General features: G+C 41.7%; 21 protein-coding genes. 9 read left to right on the forward strand and 12 right to left on the reverse strand.

Going from position 1 to position 20,441, the window contains the following annotated elements:
* Positions 1-27 precede the first annotated feature (27 nt).
* Complete coding sequence (locus tag MKS91_RS00445; protein ID WP_258568879.1) at positions 28-918, forward strand: hypothetical protein; 891 nt, start codon at positions 28-30, stop codon at positions 916-918.
* Here the strand turns inward: MKS91_RS00445 and MKS91_RS00450 are convergent.
* The 7 genes from MKS91_RS00450 to MKS91_RS00480 all read right to left on the reverse strand — a co-directional run bounded on the left by MKS91_RS00450 (position 915) and on the right by MKS91_RS00480 (position 5,408).
* A complete protein-coding gene (locus MKS91_RS00450; protein ID WP_258568880.1) occupies positions 915-1,709 on the reverse strand; it encodes a hypothetical protein in 795 nt (264 codons plus the stop codon). The genes MKS91_RS00445 and MKS91_RS00450 overlap by 4 nt on opposite strands.
* Entirely contained in the window at positions 1,709-2,335 is a 627-nt protein-coding gene (gene tmk, locus MKS91_RS00455) for a dTMP kinase (RefSeq protein WP_258568881.1), read from the reverse strand. Before tmk ends, MKS91_RS00450 begins: the two co-directional genes overlap by 1 nt.
* 25 nt (positions 2,336-2,360) lie before the next feature.
* Positions 2,361-2,606, reverse strand: a complete 246-nt coding sequence (locus MKS91_RS00460) for an acyl carrier protein (RefSeq protein WP_258568882.1) — start codon at positions 2,604-2,606, stop codon at positions 2,361-2,363.
* 64 nt (positions 2,607-2,670) lie between these two features.
* Positions 2,671-3,558, reverse strand: coding sequence for a hypothetical protein (locus tag MKS91_RS00465; protein WP_258568883.1), 888 nt, complete (start codon positions 3,556-3,558; stop codon positions 2,671-2,673).
* Positions 3,551-3,733, reverse strand: a complete 183-nt coding sequence (rpmF, locus tag MKS91_RS00470; RefSeq protein ID WP_258568884.1) for a 50S ribosomal protein L32 — start codon at positions 3,731-3,733, stop codon at positions 3,551-3,553. Before rpmF ends, MKS91_RS00465 begins: the two co-directional genes overlap by 8 nt.
* A gap of 81 nt (positions 3,734-3,814) precedes the next feature.
* Complete coding sequence (locus MKS91_RS00475) at positions 3,815-4,468, reverse strand: HAD family hydrolase (RefSeq protein WP_258568885.1); 654 nt, start codon at positions 4,466-4,468, stop codon at positions 3,815-3,817.
* A gap of 58 nt (positions 4,469-4,526) precedes the next feature.
* Entirely contained in the window at positions 4,527-5,408 is an 882-nt protein-coding gene (locus tag MKS91_RS00480) for a pseudouridine synthase (RefSeq protein ID WP_258568886.1), read from the reverse strand.
* 250 nt (positions 5,409-5,658) lie between these two features.
* On the opposite strand from MKS91_RS00480, the gene MKS91_RS00485 reads away from it, so the two are divergent.
* Positions 5,659-7,536 carry an Rne/Rng family ribonuclease gene (locus tag MKS91_RS00485; protein ID WP_258568887.1) on the forward strand — a complete coding sequence of 626 codons (1,878 nt, stop codon included), beginning with the start codon at positions 5,659-5,661 and terminating at the stop codon, positions 7,534-7,536.
* Here the strand turns inward: MKS91_RS00485 and tsaE are convergent.
* Positions 7,533-7,958, reverse strand: a complete 426-nt coding sequence (tsaE, locus tag MKS91_RS00490; protein ID WP_258568888.1) for a tRNA (adenosine(37)-N6)-threonylcarbamoyltransferase complex ATPase subunit type 1 TsaE — start codon at positions 7,956-7,958, stop codon at positions 7,533-7,535. The two genes, MKS91_RS00485 and tsaE, sit on opposite strands and share 4 nt — an antisense overlap.
* Positions 7,955-8,494 (reverse strand): oligoribonuclease, encoded by a 540-nt coding sequence (gene orn, locus MKS91_RS00495; RefSeq protein ID WP_258568889.1) that lies wholly within the window; start codon positions 8,492-8,494, stop codon positions 7,955-7,957. Before orn ends, tsaE begins: the two co-directional genes overlap by 4 nt.
* A gap of 81 nt (positions 8,495-8,575) precedes the next feature.
* Between orn and rsfS the strand changes: the two genes are divergently transcribed.
* The 3 genes from rsfS to MKS91_RS00510 are packed head-to-tail and all read left to right on the forward strand — an operon-like array spanning position 8,576 to position 11,027.
* The gene (gene rsfS / locus MKS91_RS00500; protein WP_258568890.1) at positions 8,576-8,881 is read left to right on the forward strand and encodes a ribosome silencing factor; all 306 of its coding nucleotides are present in this window, start codon (positions 8,576-8,578) and stop codon (positions 8,879-8,881) included.
* A complete protein-coding gene (locus MKS91_RS00505; RefSeq protein WP_258568891.1) occupies positions 8,878-9,336 on the forward strand; it encodes a 23S rRNA (pseudouridine(1915)-N(3))-methyltransferase RlmH in 459 nt (152 codons plus the stop codon). The genes rsfS and MKS91_RS00505 overlap by 4 nt, the downstream gene beginning before the upstream one ends.
* The gene (locus MKS91_RS00510) at positions 9,336-11,027 is read left to right on the forward strand and encodes a penicillin-binding transpeptidase domain-containing protein (protein WP_258568892.1); all 1,692 of its coding nucleotides are present in this window, start codon (positions 9,336-9,338) and stop codon (positions 11,025-11,027) included. Before MKS91_RS00505 ends, MKS91_RS00510 begins: the two co-directional genes overlap by 1 nt.
* On the opposite strand, the gene MKS91_RS00515 is transcribed toward MKS91_RS00510, so the two are convergent.
* Positions 11,024-11,608: a hypothetical protein gene (locus tag MKS91_RS00515; protein WP_258568893.1), complete on the reverse strand. Its 585-nt coding sequence runs from the start codon at positions 11,606-11,608 to the stop codon at positions 11,024-11,026. The two genes, MKS91_RS00510 and MKS91_RS00515, sit on opposite strands and share 4 nt — an antisense overlap.
* A gap of 150 nt (positions 11,609-11,758) precedes the next feature.
* On the opposite strand from MKS91_RS00515, the gene rodA reads away from it, so the two are divergent.
* Genes rodA through MKS91_RS00530 form a run of 3 tightly spaced genes read left to right on the forward strand, consistent with a single transcriptional unit; the run spans position 11,759 to position 15,545 of the window.
* On the forward strand, positions 11,759-12,847 hold the full coding sequence (rodA, locus tag MKS91_RS00520) for a rod shape-determining protein RodA (RefSeq protein WP_258568894.1): 1,089 nt from the start codon (positions 11,759-11,761) through the stop codon (positions 12,845-12,847).
* A 3-nt stretch (positions 12,848-12,850) separates the two neighbouring features.
* Positions 12,851-13,870 carry a lytic murein transglycosylase gene (locus MKS91_RS00525; protein ID WP_258568895.1) on the forward strand — a complete coding sequence of 340 codons (1,020 nt, stop codon included), beginning with the start codon at positions 12,851-12,853 and terminating at the stop codon, positions 13,868-13,870.
* Complete coding sequence (locus MKS91_RS00530; protein WP_258568896.1) at positions 13,833-15,545, forward strand: tetratricopeptide repeat protein; 1,713 nt, start codon at positions 13,833-13,835, stop codon at positions 15,543-15,545. Before MKS91_RS00525 ends, MKS91_RS00530 begins: the two co-directional genes overlap by 38 nt.
* On the opposite strand, the gene MKS91_RS00535 is transcribed toward MKS91_RS00530, so the two are convergent.
* Together MKS91_RS00535 and rnr are read right to left on the reverse strand one after the other, a co-directional pair.
* Complete coding sequence (locus MKS91_RS00535; RefSeq protein ID WP_258568897.1) at positions 15,511-16,749, reverse strand: hypothetical protein; 1,239 nt, start codon at positions 16,747-16,749, stop codon at positions 15,511-15,513. The genes MKS91_RS00530 and MKS91_RS00535 overlap by 35 nt on opposite strands.
* 64 nt (positions 16,750-16,813) lie before the next feature.
* Positions 16,814-18,904, reverse strand: coding sequence for a ribonuclease R (gene rnr / locus MKS91_RS00540; protein ID WP_258568898.1), 2,091 nt, complete (start codon positions 18,902-18,904; stop codon positions 16,814-16,816).
* A 92-nt stretch (positions 18,905-18,996) separates the two neighbouring features.
* On the opposite strand from rnr, the gene MKS91_RS00545 reads away from it, so the two are divergent.
* Entirely contained in the window at positions 18,997-20,379 is a 1,383-nt protein-coding gene (locus MKS91_RS00545) for a leucyl aminopeptidase (protein ID WP_258568899.1), read from the forward strand.
* Positions 20,380-20,441: the final 62 nt, after the last annotated feature.

The raw sequence follows: 20,441 nt of genomic DNA on the forward strand, positions 1-20,441 counted from the left end.
ATAATGCAAAACATTTGGAGCACAAAATTGAAAATAGTATCCTCAACATTTCAAAATATATTAATTAAAACCAAAAACTTAGTTTTTGCAGCAGGCCTTCTATTAATGGTTATAGGCGCTGTGATGAATCCCTTGCAATCTATTGTCGGCATGAGCCTTCGCTCTATATCACTATATGAATTTTACTTTATCAACATCCTAACGCGAAAAAAAGCCAAGTTTCACCCTCAACTAAAAGGCTTTACAAACTTTTTCGTTCGTCTGTTGCCAGAACTTATTTGGAAATCCCTTGTGGATGCATACGAGTTAATTGGTATTGCAGTAGGCACAGTTGGGCTAATCTATATGATTCCTGGTGGCGGTATTTTAGGACTTGTCTCAATATCCAGCAGTACGATAACCGCTCCTATTGCATTGTATATGATTGGAAAATCCTATCTAGTGCTAATGATAATGCTTGCTTGCCTGTCCTCATTTTTTGATGCGCCATTATATGGATACTTGAAGTTGACACCCTTGGTGACCTCAGTAGCATTTGCAGTCGTTACAAATTATGCAGCAGGGCTCATCCTAACAGCACCCATATTCGCTGCTGCTGCTTACGCGGGATCAGTCATCCCACTATTCTACTTTGCTAAATCCGCTTTTAACAATATATCAATGACCTGGAGTAACGAGTCAACCAACAGTGACTGCCTTTACTATGGTCTAGGGACGCTTTCTATTCTCTTGCATTTACTTGAGGCTAGCTGTATGATTATTGGTCTTTCATTAGGTAGACCCCTATTCATCAGTGGTGCCAAGTTACTAACCAGCGCTATCGTTCAAGCGCCACTACTTGCTGCCACAACGCTTGCAGCTACTAACAAAGTCTCTGAAGATTTTTGCCTTAACCAAACTGTAACTAGCTCACTCTAGAGCGGGTTTTCTGGAATCAAAGTCTTTACTTTAATAAAGGTAAAGGCTATTTGATCTAGAGTGTTTGCTGTATTTAAGTTTTGAGAGTATGAGTACACACGATTTAGCGTACACAGCTCATCATAGATAGACCATAACTCTACTCTAGCGTGATTTCGTACAATGTGAGCCATTAACATGACAGCAACAGCCAGCACATCTTTCACAGCGCTGCCTGAAAAACTTTGTATCGCCTCGACAGGATCACTATTACAAAACACCTCCTGGTATAAGCGCAAACCCAGTGGCTCTGAATCGTAAGATGACAATAACGCTTGATTCATACCATAGATAGATGAAATTTCATGAAATGAGGGATGGAGCTCCCACTCTAACAAGTGATCAGGCGTATACTGCAATAACTGTGCTCTAGAACGAATAGTCGGTAACAGATGTCTTCGGTTCATCACAAACAACATAAAGCACGTTGCACCTGGTGGCTCCTCAAGTAGCTTTAAGATTGCATTTGATGCTGCAGTATTCATCTCATCGGCAGGAGATATGGCGACGACATGATAGTTTTTTGCAGGCTTACGGGACAACCTATTTTGCAGCGCTCTTATTTGATCGACTTTTATTGCATGCCCATTGGGCACTATGTGATGGGTGTCTGCAATTGAAGCCTCAATGATCTCGGCCAAGGACTGCGTCAATGACTGTCTCCCACTATCTGGAATGCCTTCAAAGATATAAGCATGGCCTAACCGACCACTTGCTTGAATATTTTTAAGACGACTCAATATACAATGCATTAGCCGGCCAACTTTTTGGTCAAAGATTCTAATAAATCCGATTTTACCTTAGAGACATCCTGAGAACCATCAATCATAATATAATGACTGCTTCGCTGTGCTCTTGCAATATAGGCATCTTGAACGCGCTCAAAGAACTCATAGCGCTCCTGCTCAATTCGATCAATACGTTCTTGTCGACTCAAAACACGACCCATTGCTATATTCACAGGGCATGTTACCAAGATTGTTATATCAGCACTTACTGACTGACATGCTACTTCAGAAAAATAGTCTAATGTTTCCTCAGGGATTCCACGACCGCCACCTTGATACGCATAACTGGCATCAACATAACGATCACTTACCACAGACGTACCCGTAGCCAATGCAGGCGCAATGACTTGACTCACATGATGTGACCGAGAAGCAAACATCAATAATAGCTCTGTAGATGCGTCAACCACATGATCTGGGTCTTTAAGTATACTTCGAATTTTTTCTGCAAGATCGGTTCCACCTGGTTCTCGAGTTAATAGGGTTTTATGCCCTATCCCCTTAAGATAAGCAATCACCTCTTTGGCAAGCGTTGTTTTTCCAACCCCTTCTATCCCTTCTAACGTAATAAAAAGACCATCTTGATTCATAGGTATATGCCATAGTAGCAGTTATTTACTGATTCATCGCAATAATATCATTGATACTATCAATGGCATTTTGTATCGTTACAATTTTCTCTGCCTGATCATCTGGGATATCAATCCCAAACTCTTGCTCAAGAGCAATAACAACCTCTACCACATCTAATGAATCAGCCCCAAGATCTTCTTGGAAAGATGCCTCAGGGACCACTTTCTCTTCATCAACACCTAGTACAGTAGCGATGATCTTTTGAACAGTTTCGTCTATATTATCCATAGTATATTCCTAACAGTTAAGTTTGGCACCATTGTATTAGATAATATGGAAACTGCCAAGAGAATTACGCAAAAATACGCTTTTTTGCATGGATAATAACATCCAAAAGAACATCTCTGAATCTATCTGTTTTACATGACCCATGCGCTTTATAAATGTAGCCGTTTAATCCTGTAAAGAGTGCAGCAGAATGTAATACTGGAACACATAAAGGATCACTACCCCATCCCTTAGCTTCTGAAATCATAGACTCAAGAAGCTTGGTCATACAATTGCCGACAAAGCCATCACATAAGACAATATCCACAGGAGATGGTAAAATATCACACCCCTCAATAAATCCCACATAATTTAGTTCAGATGCTTCTAACAAGTTTGCTGCCAGCTTGATCGTCTCAGTTCCTTTAGTTTCCTCTACCCCCACATTCATCAAGCCAATAGTTGGCTGGTCTTTCCCTGATTCTTCAACAGCCATGAATGCATTACTCACAAAATCTTCAGGTTTTGGTGATATATTGGCACCCAAATCCGTAATATAGGCTTTTTTACCCTTATATGAGTAGGATGACAGGATGGCGGGACGCCTGACACCATCACGCATCTTTAACATCAAGTATGACAATGACATTAAAGCAGCAGTATTGCCCGCACTGACTCCCACGTCTGCATCACCCGTCTGAACAAGCTCTATCATTTTCCCCATTGATGAAGATTGACGTAACTTTGCTGCTTCAGCAGCCGTCATTGACATAGTGACTGCTGACTCAACAGGAAATACGACAATATTTGACGGTTTGGTTGCAAAATACTGCGAAATAATATGCGGCACAGCAATCACTTGAAAAACAATATCAGGGCTTTCCAATGCCACAGCAATAACTGCTTGGGCCGTGGACAAGGGCGCATAATCTCCGCCCATTAAGTCCACTGCAATTTTTAACGGTTTACTCATCTGAGTTTGCGCTTGCTAAAACGCTTTTACCCTTGTAAAAACCTTCTGGCGAGACATGATGTCTGAGCACTTTTTCCCCTGTGACAGGATCAGATATAACATTTGCAAATGCCAACTTTTTAGTACGACGGCTTTTTGCTTTCGATTTCGATTTTCTGCTTTTTTGAACAGCCATTTTTGCTCCTCATTGGTTAATTTCCTGATTATAACCAACAAAGACTGACATTGCAAGAGTTAGAATCTAGAATTAAGCCGCCTATTCTTGATAAGCTGCTGCCGCAACAAACGTGAGCACATCTTCAATGCTGGAGACAGTCTCAACATCACCCGCCCATGAGGGGTCTATAGCGCTACCAATTAAAATAACTTTCATCCCTGCAGCACAACCAGCATACGCATCTGGCAAGCTATCACCTACCATCCACACATCATTTGCGGTCAATTGATGCGATGTCATGGCGTGATGCAACATAATGGGTGATGGCTTTGCTGCATACTCTTCTGCAACCCAGATAGAGTCAATGTAGCGACTCATTTGTGTCAGCTTAAGCTCCTCTTCAACAGACACTCTTGACTTATTGGTGACAATAGCAACTTGTATGCCACTTTCTTGTGATATTTTCAAGACATCCTTTGCCCGAGGAAATAGCAACGGCGGAGCCATTTGATGATAAATCCGATGGTAACACTCAATAAAACCTTCGCAATCAATCTCACCATACAATTCATACAATAGTTGCTCAAATGATAAGCCGATCTTACTTTTAATTCGAGATTTAGAAACTTTTATAAACCCCTTTTCTTTCGCTGCCTCAAAGACACAAACTGCTATCTTTTCAAAAGAGTCAATCAACGTACCATCCCAATCAAAGCAAATTAACTTCGGTGTGTTGTGTGATGCATTTGGCATATTTAAAGTCCTTTTTCTCCTTGCAATAATTTACCGCCCTTTCGCAAAAATAGCAAGCTTATAACCTTTGCAAACATGCTTTTTGAGACGCAGTCATTTCACAAGTCAACTGCAAATTATTTTCAGCAGGGAATGTCAGTGACTCTGCATGCAAAAACATACAATCTATGACCGGATTATTTGCAACGCCATAACGCCCATCACCCACAATAGGAAACCCCATACTGGCTGCATGAACCCGAATTTGATGTGTTCTTCCTGTGATGATTTCTGCCTCCAGAAGCAAATATCGTCCGTAACGTTTCTTCAATCGAAACACTGTCTTTGAAGGCTTGCCTTTAGACGAGACCACAACCTTCGCTCCCCCCTGGTCATTATTTTGCCGCAACAGTGGCTTCTCGACAACCAACACCTCACTATTTGAACGCCAAGGTCCCTCAGCCAACAATATATACTTTTTCTCAACACCTCTATCACGCCAAATAGCTTGCCATTTTGCCAAACTAGAATAATGTTTTGCTATCATCAAACAACCTGAAGTGTTTCGATCGATCCGATGAACCAAGTGTGCTTCACCAAATATATGCCGCATCACCTCAACCACCCCAAAGACATCACGCTCAGATTGATGGACACATATCCTTGGGGGCTTGTTCAGCAACCAAAAATCTTCTGACTCTTGCACAATCATATGGCGCACTTTATCTACCAATGCATCATTAGGTATTAAGCGCGACGCATCATTAATAGGGGTTGGCATGGAAAGCACATCATTTTTCACCAACCGATAACAATTATCTCGACATACTTTACCATTAACACGAATCCTTCCCTTTCTTAGCATACGATATACATGAGAATTTGGCGTTGATTTGTATATCTGAAATAAAAAATTATCCAAACGCTGACCTTCTCTCTGGTCTATTATTATTCTCTCCATTACAGCCCTCTCAAATTGGTTAAATATAACAAAATTAAAAAATTTATTGATGATAGCAGATATTTGTGATAGTTTAAAGATAAGTTATATAGCTGCAAGATACCACTCAGCTCTGGGTTAAGCAACAAAGAGGCTTAAATTCAGCTTAAGCATGAAGTTTTAAAGCAAATTACCGAGCAACCAACAGCCTGTGTCTTACTAAAGCTATACTGTTTAAAAATTTTAGGTTATTGAAATGACAAGTAAATTTATGTGCGTTAACGCGAAGCAGCCCACTGAGCCGCGTGTTGCAATCATCGAGAATCAAACCCTGCTCTCTCTTGAAACGCAGGAAAATGATTTGAATCGCTCATGTGGAAACATCTACCTTGGCACCATTACAAGCGTACAACCAGGTATCGATGCTGTCTTTGTTGATTTTGGCTCACAACGACATGGGTTCCTACCTTTCAAGGAAATTCTTCCCGAGCACTTCATTGAAACTGTTGACAAAAATGGTGAAACAACCAAAAAAGTCACAACCGGGACAAAAGTTCTTGTCCAGGTAAATCGCGAAGAAAAAAGCAATAAAGGTGCGGCATTAACGACCTTTTTAGCACTGGCAGGCGCCTATATGGTTCTTATGCCTAACAACTCTAAAAACAACGGCATCTCCAAAAAAGCTGATCAAAATGAGCGTGCAAAACTAAAAGAGGTCTTGTCTCAACTAGATATTCCTGAAGGGCTGTCAGTCATTGTACGAACTGAAGGCATTAACCGAAGCAAAGATGAACTTGCCTGGGATTTAGAATGCTTATTGCACCATTGGAAAAAAATGCAAGAAGCACTTGAAACTGCCCCCAACCCGTCCTTGATCCACCAAGAAGCTGACACACTGATTCGATCCGTAAGAGACAGGCTCAGAAAAAACATCACATCCATTGTGGTTGATCACGAGCCGACCTATTCCAAGCTCAAAGTCTTTCTAGAATTAACCAGACCAGAGTTTGCTGATCGACTAACCCTTTATACCAACAAAGTCCCCATCTTTACGCATTTTGGGGTGCAAGAAGACATTAACTCACTATTTTTAAGAAAAGTCCACTTGAAATCTGGTGGATCTATAGTGATTGATTACACTGAAGCAATGACGGTCATTGATGTCAACTCCTCCAAGTCAACCAATGCAAAAAACATTGAAGATACTGCCCTTGAAACCAACCTTGAGGCTGCAAAAGAAACCATCAAGCAATTATCGCTACGCGGTATTGGCGGCATTATTGTCATTGACTTTATTGACATGACCGCAGCAGATAGTCGTGATAAAGTTGAACAAATATTCGAAGGATACATCAACGCCGAACGTGCCAAAATGCGTTTTGAACCTATTTCTGCATTAACTGGCTGTATGTACATTTCCCGACAAAGGCCTGGGCCATCCATTACTGACCAGCACTATGTGGAGTGTAAGTCTTGTAATGGCCTTGGCTTTAACCGCTCAATACTATCTATTGCCAATACCATACTACATAAAGCCGAAGACAATTCGGTCATGGAGAAAAACAAAGACATTACCATCCAAACATCTCCTAATGTTGCATGCTATATCTTGAACGAAAAGAGAGAGCACATCAATCAAATAGAACGCATGTATCAAAACAAGATTATTATTGTTGCCAATGAGCAATATATCGATAGCAAATACACTTTTAAACGCAGCAATGGTGGCACGACACCAAGCTATGAACAAAAAGAAATTAGCGAACCTCAAACCAAGCTGCACCAATATCCAGGACAGGCACAACCGATTGTTCCGCAGGATCTCTATAAAGAACATCCTAAGCAACAAACAACAGGCAATGCCATTCAAAGGTTTATGAATATCATTTTGCCAGGAAAAGAGTCTCAACCAAAAGTGTATACTGCTGCGGAAACGAAATCTAAGCCAACAAGCCGCAATAATCAGAATCAAAACCGACGGGATGGCACCAGCCCAGGGAACATTAAACGCCCAAGACGTAGAAGTCGGTCAAATAATCGCACGAAAAGTGCATCAACCGCAAACAACAACGTGCGAAGAAACCCTAACAGCCAAAGGCATACCAAGCCTGATGCGGCAATGGTGAGCACTGATAGATTAGATGATTAAGAATATTGTATCCACGTTACTGACCTAATGGACTCGCTGAATGCAAACTGGATGAGCATGTCTGGCTCAGACATGGTTGCCACTGGCCACTCAATCAACAATATATCAGACTCTTCACAAACCATATCCCATCCAATCAAATCTAGTGAGTCTTCTTCGTCCAACCGATAAAAGTCAGCATGAGCAATGTTACACTCTTGTGTGGCGTAAGTATTTACTAGGGCGTAACTTGGGCTTGATACATGCCCCTGGTAGCCAAAGGTCTCAATAAAATACTGACAGAACGTTGTCTTACCAGCCCCCAAATCACCGGAAAGATGAATCATACATGGACCATCAAACACCCTGGCACTCTCTGCCACCATAGATGCAAAACGGTACATGTCCTCTAAATCTTGAAGAATTAGCTTTTGCTGCTTCATTCAGCACGACCCAAGCGATCTTTATAATGCCTCAACTCTTGAATAGAATCCTTAATATCATCCAATGCACGATGCGAAGAACGTTTTTCAAATGCTGGGATCCCCATACTATACGCAAACATAGCAATAGCGGTAACATCCAACATGCGGTAATGCAGGATTGATTCTAACCCAGGCATATAGCGCTTAACAAATGCTCTGTCAGTATGAATAGAGTTTCCCGCCAAATATAGTACATTCGTCGGCAGCGTTTGCGATTGTATGTACTCGATCAGCTTTTTTTCGACCTCTGCAAGACTTTTGTGGCTCTCACGAACGGCTTGACTCAAGCCTGAATTGCCATGATGCTCTATACACCAATCAGACATACCCTCAAGCACATCCTCTCCATAGTGAACCACTTCAGAAAAAGCCACACCGGAATATACCGATAAGTCTGTTGTCGTCAAAATACAAGACACCTCCAGTATCTGGTCAACCTCAACATTTAATCCTGTCATCTCTAAATCTAACCATACCCAAACTTCATTTGTCACATCGTGCCCCTTTAATAAATATTTATCGCATTCATCATAAAACTATGGCATAATAAAATCAATAGTAATCAAGCAACATATATGAACGTTAACCAAATAAAAGACCGCTTAGATGAGCTTCATGCTCAATCTATTGTTATTCTTCACACCGCAGACAAAACCATCCTGTGTGACCACATGATTTTGGCAACTGTGACCAGCCACCGGCAAATGCGATTTATTGCCAACACCTTATTAAAAGAATCTGGCGAAAAACGCCAATATACAGAAAATGCACCTGAAGAAGAATGGATGCTCATTGACCTTGGCGATATTATGATCCATATCATGACACCTGATGCCAGGATTAACATTGATCTTGAGTCACTTTGGTCAAATAGAGAATGAGCCTTACCATCATCACTTGTAGCCACCAAGGCTTCAGCTGGGCTCGAGAAGCCATTTCACTGTATGAAAAACGAATAGCACGCTTTGAAAAAATTCAGTCCATCGTCATTAAACCTCATAAAGTTCAAAGACCCATTGCAGAGATGATGCTTCTCGATATCGCCCAAATTGAATCCAAAATCCCGAAGCAGTCAACTGTTTACCTATGCCACGAGCGCGGCAAGCACTATACCAGCAATGCATTCTCAGAGTTACTCCAAAAAGATAAGATTACCGCTCCTAACATCACCTTTGTCATTGGCCCTGCTTATGGTTTGTCACCTGATATCTTAGAAAAGTATCGCCAAATATCGTTATCTCATATGACCTTACAACACGAAATGGCTCATATGCTACTTTGTGAACAGATCTACCGGTCTATCACCTTAGCACTAAACCACCCCTATCATAGATAATGCAAAAACTCAGGAATCATCGGAAGGAATCACAAATTACTTTATACCGGTTGCTGCTTATCTCCGGATTTTTTGCCCTGATATTTTGCGGGCTCACCTACCGTATCTATCGTTTACAAATTACTCAGTTTTCGCACTATGCAAAACTGGCTAAGAATAATAACAAGCAATCATTTACCCTTATGCCATATCGAGCGGATATTATAGACAGATACGCATTACCCATGGCACTTTATAGAACGACTTTTGCGCTAGACACCCAAAGCTTATCATCTGATCATTTAGCACTCTTAAAAAATATTGCTATTGCTCCTCCTTTTTCCGATAAAAGAATTTACTTATTGCCCAGTCAGTACGCCTTTTTAACAAGCACAAGTATTCATCAATACCTCTCAAGTATGACAAAAAGACACTATCCTATTGGTCACGCTTCAGCACATATTATTGGCTATGTGGGGCACGATAAAGCATCAGAATCTTGTGAGCTTCCTGATAGCAACATTCCTTTTCAGTCTGGAAAAAGTGGTATTGAAAAGCACCACAACAGCTATCTCAAAGGCCAAGCTGGCAGTAAACATAATACACTAAATGCAAAGAGAGAGATTGTTTCAGAAAACATTGCCCAACAGCCATCACGTGCAATGCCATTACAGCTGACCATTGACAGCAAATTACAAAGCTACGCCTTTGATCAATTAGCCAGCCTTACAGGCTCTGTTTTGGTGATAGACCCCCAATCAGGAGAGGTTTTAGCCGCTGCAAGCAGCCCAAGCTATAATCCGAACACCATTGACCTTAGCAGCAAAAGAGTCTCCAATACTGAGCGATCACAGAAACCAATGTTCACACGCTTCACCCAAGCTCTCTACCCTCCAGCATCCATTGTAAAACCCTTCATAGGCTTATGCGCATTAGAGGATGGCCACATCACCAGTGAAACCATCATCAATGACTCCGGATCCTTTAAACTTAATGATAAGAGTAGAGCGTTTCATAACTATAATCGAAATGGCCATGGGGAGGTCAACCTGAATAAAGCCATCCAACTATCCAATGATACCTATTTCTACCACTTAGCCCATAATATCGGTATTGATAATATTGTATCATACCTAAAACAATTTAAATTTGGAGAGAAAACCCACATAGACTTACCTTATGAAGCACAAGGTGTTCTTCCAACAAAACAGTACCGAAAAAAGCATTACAAAAAATGGTATGATGGCCAAACCATTATTTCAGGTATCGGCCAAGGAGACATCCTTGCCACGCCCTTACAGCTAGCAAGAGCTGTCATGCTTTTAGCAAATAATGGATATGACTACCCACTCCATATGACAAAAGGGTATTATTTGCCCATGCCATCATCAATGCAGTTTTCCAAGCACCACAGAGATACCATTATTGCTGCGATGGAGGATGTTGCCCTATCGGGAACCGCTCGATCCATTGGCAAAAAAACCTACACCCTCGCTGCAAAAACAGGGTCTGCGCAAGTAGCCACACTAGAGAATAAAAGCGACTATCAGCATTTACCCAAACACCAAAAGGATCACCACTTATTTGTGGGCTTTGCACCAGTTGACCACCCAAGCATTGTCATCGTTGTTGTGATAGAACACCAACACGAAGCCCTTAGAGTTGCTCAAAATATCTTAGACTGGTGCCACAAGCACAATTATATCCTCTAGCGACCCTTTGATGGGCTCGAAGATGGCGAATTCAAAGATACCAGTTTGTCCCAACCCAGTCCTACAATTGCTCGATGACTTACAGAAAGCCCTCTGGGATATGCACAAATACCTTGCAGCTCAGGAGAAACAACAGGCCGTCCTTCCTCACACAATTCAAAAATAGAACAACCTACAGCTGACGTAGCAGCATCAGACGAACTTCTATTGTCCACAAACTCTTGACAAAGAGCATCTAACTTAGCACCCAATACAGACGGGGCGATAAGCGCACCCTCAGCGACAGAAGCTTCGTCTACATTAAAACCACTAACACCTTCAATACCTTCAGAGTCTGGAAGAAGACTATCCAGACGTAGATTGGCAGCAACATCTCCAGGCACAGCTTGTTCGATTAACCGTTTTAACAAGGCATGATTCGCCAATAGATCACCTAGCTTAACTTTACTTGGGCTATTTTCCTTACCAAAAAGCTTACCAGCAACTGAAGATTTCTTATGCTTGGAGGGTTTTTTTACCGTAAGTTTACTAGCTGAACTTGGGCTGCTCTTAGGTTTTGGATTCTCATTTCTTCTCATCATTTTCTCAATTTAATTATCAACGCATTATAACCAAATCTTAGGAAAAATCATGTATTTTTTCAAAAACAGCAATAATTTTAGCATAAACAAGCACTAAATGTCTTGAAGACTGGAATATTTCCTTGTAAAATTAATCGATTAGGAGTCAAAATGTTCTCATCAAGACAAGGAAATATCGATCTAACATTGCTGGGCCTCATTACCATAGGGGTTTTTATTGGTATCATATTACTATTCAGTGCCAATCATTTTGAATGGGCACTGCCCTTAAAACAATTAACCAAAGGGAGCCTTGCGATCATCTTTTTTGGGGCTTTAGCCATGACAGATGACCGTACCATAAGAGACAGCTCTTTCCCTTTATTCATCTTTAGCTTAATTTTATTATTAATCGTCCTCTACTATGGCGATACGACAAAAGGCGCACAGCGTTGGCTAAACTTAGGGATTGTCAAGTTTGAGCCCTCAGAGCTTGTTAAAATTACGTTACCATTATCATTGGCATCTCATATTCATAAGCATGGGATACCCATTCAAGGGTGGCCTCTCATCACAGCCATTACGATGCTTCTTGTTCCCTTCTTTCTCGTCTTGAAGCAACCTGATCTAGGTACCGCGCTCATTATCCTTTTTATCGGCAGTATTACATTGTTTATTGCAGGCTTGAGCCGTAAAATTATTCTGATAACCATTATCGCAACCTTTGCCACCATTCCCATTCTTTGGCACCAACTGCATGCATACCAACAACAACGCATCATCACGCTTTTTTCTGAAAACGAGGATTTAAAGCACCATGGCTATCATATTCATCAATCAAAAATAGCCATTGGCTCCGGCGGCCTATGGGGAAAAGGCTATGGCAACGGTGAACAAGTCCAATTGGGTTATATTCCAGAGCATAAAACGGATTTTATTTTCACCGTGCTCAGTGAAGAGTTTGGTTTTTTTGGGAATATTGTTTGGCTAATGGTGATCCTATCCATTGGATTTCGAAGTATCTATTTAGGCTACAAACAACCCCAAGTATTCAATAAACTGGTTTGTATTGCGCTCGGATGTGGCTTTATGTTAAATGCATGGATTAATATGGCCATGGTCTCAGGAATCATTCCCGTTGTGGGCGTCCCTCTACCGCTATTGAGTTACGGTGGTACCAGTTTTGTTGCCACACTGGTGAGCCTTTCTATCATTTTAAAATTGGGCCACGTTAATCCTAAACGTCAACACTTATGGTGAATCATGCTCTTATTGCTATCTTTTCTAAACACCCTCATTCCACCTGCATCAGACTGCTATCTACGACCCGATATTTTAGATCCGCATACCAACAGTGACTTAAAAAGCATTAGCATGGATATTGCGCATAGCACCCACCTATCAACTCACGCCTCACAAGAGATCTTATCATGTATCTCCAATAATCAATACACTCAAAAAAGAACGACAGCTGCGCCTAAGGTCAAATCACCCTTTTGTCAGTTTAAAAAGAACCTAGTGGACCCTTACCGTATCAAAAAAGGCGCTGCGTTTTATCAAAAGCATTATACGGCTTTAAAAGCCGCAGAGGAAAAATACCATGTTGATCCATTCATTATCACAGCCATTATTGGTGCTGAGAGCAACTATGGTAGCTTTACGGGATCTCATTTAATCAAAGACGCTTTGGCCACCGTGATTGCCAATACCAAAACCGCACTGACCATTTCAACCTCTGGCGCTTCAGAAGAAGGCGTTAACTTCTACCAAATGAATCGAAAAGCCTTTTTCATTAATGAACTGAAAGCGCTCATTGAACTTGACCTTAAAAAAGTCATTGACATTAGCACAGTAAAAGGATCCTGGGACGGTGGCATTGGCCTACCACAATTTATGCCAACATCGTATCTCCAACATGCAACCTCTGAACAGGGGGCGGTACCTGACTTATTTAATGCTGACGATGCCATATTCTCAATTGCCAAATATCTGATTGATCGAGGCAATTGGAACACTGGAAAAGTTGCCATACCATATACACCCACCACAGAAGAAGCTGCTGCTTTAAAAGCACAGCACTCTATTCAAACAAACCATCATCAAGATGCACGCCATATATACCGCTTCACGTTAAATGATGATACTTCTGACTATTGGTTAACATACTCAAACTTTGATGCTATAAGAACCTACAACAGTAGGCCACATTATGTTATAAATATCTTACTTCTATCCGAGGCAATACATGACAATATCCGCGCCGCAGCTTCTTCCGATATTTAAGCGCCATCAAAATGGCCAAGTTGACGATGCGATTAGGCAATACCAAATTCTGTTCACTGAAACCGATGATACACAACTCAAAAGCCAATGCTCTGAACTCTTAGGGATTGCTTATGGGCAACTACAACAGTATCAAGCAGCCATCACTGCATTTAAACAAGCACTGTCTTACACACCAAAGGCCATTAGCATCCAAAACAATCTAGCAACCTGCTATAAAAAAACACACCAATACAAAAAAGCCTGTAAGCTCTACTTGAACATCTTAAAACATAACCCTTACCAATGTGTCACCATGAATAATCTTGCTAGCCTGTACATGACTCAAGATGACCACACAAGAGCTATAGATTACTTAAAGAAAGCCATCTGTTTACAACCAAAATATGCAGATGCCTACTTTAACCTAGGTCTGGTACTGCTCAACCGTAATAACCCTAAAGCCATCCCCTCTCTTAAAAAATCTGCCAGCCTTGGGCATGAAAAAGCACCCTACCAAATTGCATTAACCTATGAAAGCCTTGAAGAGTTAGAAAATGCCAAAACTTACTATTTACAAAGCCTTGAGCATCGCCCCAATCATGCAGATACACATCATGGCTTGGGCCGTACCTTACTGGCCCTCAATGACGATGAAGAGGCACTTCATCACTTCATTCAAGCCCAAAAAATAGACCCAACAATACCCCACTTAATGGAAAACATTGCAGCCTACTACCATGTGAAAGGCATGCATGCCAATGCCATTGAATACTGGAGCAAGGCGCCCAAAGACGAAACCAACATCATACAATTACAATACAATATTGGCGTGGCATACCATTATTCCAACCGGCATGAAGAAGCACTTGAATACTTCCAACAAGTACTCTTACAAGACCCAAATCATAAAGAATCCCATATGAATATCGCAGCCATTGCTCTCCAAAACCATCAACGGCAACATGCCATCATCCATTATAAAAAAGCCCTTGAATTGGATCCTAGCAATCAGGAAATACAATATATTCTCTCAGCGATTGAACAAACCCAACATAAGATCACGCAATCACCTAGCCACTATGTATCAAACCTTTTTGATCAATATGCCAGCTACTATGACCAGCATTTACTGGGCATGCTCAAATACCAATTACCTGAAAAAATTCAATTAGCCCTTCATGAGCAACGCTCAACAGACCCTAGCAACAGAATCATAGACCTTGGTTGCGGCACTGGGCTCATGGGACATATCCTCAAACCTTTTGCAAAAGAGCTCATTGGCGTTGACCTGTCTGCCAACATGCTGAATAAAGCACAAACAACCAATCTCTATTGCAGTTTACACCAAGAAGATTGTGTGAATTTTCTAAAGTCGCAAAGCAATATTGACATAATCATCGCCGCTGAACTGATGCCTTATATTGGCGACCTTACCCTACTGGTTCAAGCCATGCAGCACGCATTAAATCACAAAGGAATGATTATCTTCAGCATTGAAACCTCAAAGGAAGCCTCTTTTCATTTAACAGAAAACGCCCGCTTCCAACACAATGTCATCTGGGTAGAATCACTGCTTAAAAGACAACAATTCCATATTATTGAAAGCTTGCCAACCACACTGAGAACCCATCAAGGAAACCCCGTTAGTGGGCAGCTTATTACAGCCCAGCTATTGGAAGATGAGCATTATTGAGCTCCGCACTAAATTCAGCAGGTGCACCGCCATGAATAGGCGTTTCATCAAAACCATCGCTTGATACTGGTGACGAGTTAAGGCTTTTCTGGCCCTCATTGAACCGCCTCTCAAGCTCTCGACTTTGCCAAACGTTCACACCAAAAATAGCTGCTGCAGATATTGAAGCCAATGACAATCCAACAGCCAAATGTGACACTGCCACTTTAGCAGCATAAGCGTAGTAGCCCAGAAGTGCAATACCTGTTAATAATAAGACTGCAAAAAGCAATATCAAGAGGCGGTTAAACAGCAGGCTCTTAGCATTTCGTCTTGACTGAATGCGATCTTGATGCAGTAATGAATGTTGTGCAAACATGTCCCATTGAATCAAATCATAGCTCTTTGGTTCAGCAAAACCACACGCCACTGAGAGCTTTTTAGATAGCACGCTATAAGCCCCACTCACATCAATATCATGGCTATCTGATGAATCAATCATATTTTTTGCACAATCAGACCATAATGTATCTTGCTGATTTAATCCAGTAACCCGCTGTTTTAACTTTGTTAAATTAGCAAGAAAGGATTGCTTGCCATCTTGGTATTGTCCTGCTAGAGTAAGCGCCTCTGAATCTTTTGACTTTAAACTGCTTTTTAATATTTTAGCAATAAGCGCATCATGCTCGCCATAACGCATTTGTACCTCACCATTGAGCTGTTCTACTTGTTTACAGACTCCATTCAAATTCAGAGCTTGAATCAATACCAATCTATCTTCAAGCGCTGCGATTTGGCCTTCGAATAATCGTATACTTTCCCAAAATCTAAATATTGCTTCGTAAAGATCATCAACTTCCCTAGAAACATTCTGAAGAAATGTGCTATCTAGTGCGTTAAACGCTTCAAGCATTTTCGCAAGCTCCTTGGTACGAACGACACGATTCATCCATTTTTCTGCAATGAAAATCTGTAGAGCAAGAGTCTGAATGGGCAACGAGTCTTGCTCTGATTCATCGTAAAAAACCCCATCTCTGCTGTGTACCTTAAATGCTTCTGGGGTTGATAGAGCTCTCTCTAATGACATTTTCCACACCTTCACCCTTTCTTGTCTTTCTTTTTGAGATTTTCCCTTTAACAACGCTTCACACTGAGCAACTTGCTGCATCTGCGGGGAGCCTATAAGCACTTGAAAAGATTTTTCAAATAAGATGGTTTTGGCCATAATCAGTCCTTGATGTTTACCCCTCTATTTAAACACCATCCTTTGCCGCTGTCAAACACTCTAGCTAATCTACAACAAAATCAACTCGTTGTAACGCCAAATCTACCGTTGTTAACCGTACGGTTAATGATTGCCCGAGACCATAGACTTTGCCTGATGATTTCCCTTGCAATGTCATGGTGTCTGCATGATAACTATAAAACTCTTTACCCAGAGCAGAAATATGCACCAACCCTTCAATAGGGGCTTCTTTTAACGCCACAAACAATCCAAAATGGGTCACACTGACCACTTTTGCAGAATATTTTTTCCCTATAGATGGCAACATCCACTTGGCTTTTAACCAAGCCTGGGTAAACCATCCCGCCTCATCTGCGCGACGCTCATTGGTTGAGCACTGACTGGCAACCTTCTCTAGCCCTTCATCAGAACATGGCTTTTTATCCAACCATGCACCAATGGCTCGGTGAACGGTTAAATCCACATAACGACGAATGGGAGAGGTAAAATGTGTGTAATAATCGGTAGAAAGCGCAAAATGTGACACGCCATCTGCACAGTAATAAGCCTGTGACAGTGTTCTTAAGACCATCATTTCAACCGCATGGCTATCAACCTTACCCTGACATTGATCAATCACAGCTTGCAAGTCAGCTGGAGTTGGATGATCCGGCAGCTGAATCTGGTGAAATCTTAAATAATCCTGAAAGGCTTCGACTTTTTCAGAACTTGGCTCATTGTGACATCGATAGATTAAAGGCACACGCTCTTGATGCATTAACTGCCCAACAGCTGTATTCGCACATAACATACACTCCTCAATCAATTGATGCGGCCATACCCTTTCGACTTCCTGTACAGAAGATAACGTTCCTGACGTATCAAAACCAAACTTTGTTTCATGACTGCGGATGATAATGGTTCCATCTGCAATACGCCGTTCCCGTAAGCATTTTGCCAGCTGATCTAAATGACTTAATGGTTGCTGCAACCAATCTGGCGTATCCTGCTCTTTTTGAATCATCGCATGGACGTCCTCGTAGACCAAACGCGCATGTGATTTAATCACCACTCTAGCCAGCCGAGTACCCACTCGCCGCCCATTTTTGTCAATATCAACCACACATCCCATCGCCAAACGTTTTACATTAGGCAATAATGAACACGCATTATTCGACAACACTTCTGGCAACATAGGGATAACATAACCTGGCAAATACACTGAATTTGCGCGTTTTGCTGCTTCAACATCCAACTCTGTGCCCTGCTCAACATAATGTGATACATCAGCAATAGCGACATACAGGCGATAGCCTTTGTCTGTCTTCTCTGCATACACCGCATCATCATAATCTTTGGCATCAGCACCATCAATAGTCACCAACGGCAGATGTTCCCATGACTCCCGACGCTCTGACACGCGATCAATTGTGTCTTGATCAGCGCCTGTGATGGCATAATCATCTGGCCAATCATCAGATAAACTATAAACTTGCCGAGCAACCCGCCTTTCAAGGCCGTTTTCTGCAATATCTCCTAAAATATTTACAACTGTTACTTTTAAGACCCGCTTGGATGATTGCTTCTCATGACGCTTCACCAATAGTACCGTTCCCTCCTGGAAGGATTGATGCTTATCCAAAACAAGCATTTGTTTAATTCTTTGATCAAAAGGTAGGATACGCACCTTATGCTTGTGATACTTTACAACACAATACAACTGCTTTGCATCCACTGTATTAATTTTTACCAATACTGGAATTGAGCGTGAATCAACCGATTCAGGCACCCTAACCACAATCTCATCATCCGGAAAAACACCCTGAGAGTGCCGCTCTGATAATGGTAAATCGACACCATCAATTGTGATGGTGAGTAATGCATTCTTTACGATGACTTTAGCCACAACCTTTTTCGTCACACAAGCGTGGCTAACGATTTCCTGTTCCACAATCAACTGTTGATCACGAACCATAGCAGCAACCCTTTTATAAACCGCACTCTTTGCCCAAAGGGGGTCTTTTAGTGCCGCAAATAAGTCGTCAAAATGCACCGGCTGCTCGAGAGCCGCATATATTTTTTCCCGCGATGATATAGGATGTCCTTTTTTGCTCTCTTCCTCATCTTGAGCAACATCTACAATAAATTGAGTCATAATCTTTAAATCTTATCCAATAAAGGCATTGCCTTCAATGCCACGATAGCATAATATACTATATATTAATCAATTACTCAAGGAATACCCCTATGAATATGACTTTCACCAAATCTATCGCTCCAGATAAAATCATTTGCCTATATGTTAATGATAACAGCTTAGATATCCCTGAAGACCTTGACATCAGATTTGACATACCCGCATTTGAAGGATCCATGCTCTATCACAGTGATACCACATACCTTCTATTAAAACGCAAAAAAGACCAAACCCATAAAGAGCTCGGTGGTACAATCCTATCAGCCGTCGCACAACATAAAATTGATAATGCCTTAATTATTCCTCCATGTGACTGTAAAGAAAAAATTGCAGACTTCGTCCTTGGCGTCGAACTCAGCGCATACCGCTTTAACCACTATTATTCCGAGCCTAAAAATATAGCGCCTAAAGCTGTCAGCATTTATGATTGTTGTCATGCGGAAGAAGCTTATGCAACAACCCAACATATCGCAAAAGGTGTCTCTTTCTGTCGTGACTTGGTATCAGAACCTAGCAATACCCTATCACCAGAAGAGTTCAAGGACCGTATTGTCAAACAACTGCGGCCCCTAGGCGTTGAGGTCACCGTACTCGATGAAGAAGCCATCATCAAGCATGGCATGAATGCACTACATGGTGTCGCAAGAGGTTCTTCTAAACCGCCCTTCTTAGTAGCGATGCACTGGAAAGGCTCTGAAAAAGACCCTGTTGCAGTAGTTGGTAAAGGGGTTTGCTTTGATACCGGAGGCATCTCTATAAAGCCATCTGCCAATATGCACGAAATGAAATATGATATGGGCGGTGCTGGTGCTGTAACTGGACTTCTCTACACTTTGGCAGCCAGACGTGCGAAAGCCAATGTCGTTGGTATTGTTGGGTTGGTTGAGAACATGCCAGATGGTAATGCACAAAACCCAGGTGATGTTGTCAAATCTATGTCTGGACAAACCATTGAGGTATTAAACACTGATGCAGAAGGCAGATTGGTATTGGCAGACGCCCTAACCTATGTCCAACAGACGTTCAAACCAAAAGAGATTGTTGACCTTGCAACTTTAACTGGTGCGATTGTGGTCAGCTTAGGGCATGAATATGGCGGCTTATTCTGCAACAACACCCAACTTGCCCAACACCTCATCCACTCAGGTCAAGAAACCAAAGAACGTCTATGGCAGCTACCCATTGGCCCTGAGTATGATAAACAAATCGACTCCGATATCGCTGATATGCAAAACATCGGTAAACGTTGGGCAGGATCAATCACCGCAGCACAATTCATTGCTCGTTTTATTGAAAATGATACCCCATGGGCACACTTGGATATCGCTGGCATGGCCTGGGCTGAAAGCGCAACAGCATACACCCCTAAAGGTGCATCAGGTTATGGTGTGATGCTTCTCAACCACTGGGTCAGTACTTATCACGAAGACTAATTGCGGCTCTCCCGCCCAAAGGCGGGAGATTCCCTAACACATGAGCAAAGATTATCTGCACT

This window comes from Candidatus Synchoanobacter obligatus (assembly GCF_024259865.1).
Lineage (GTDB): Bacteria > Pseudomonadota > Gammaproteobacteria > Comchoanobacterales > Comchoanobacteraceae > Synchoanobacter > Synchoanobacter obligatus.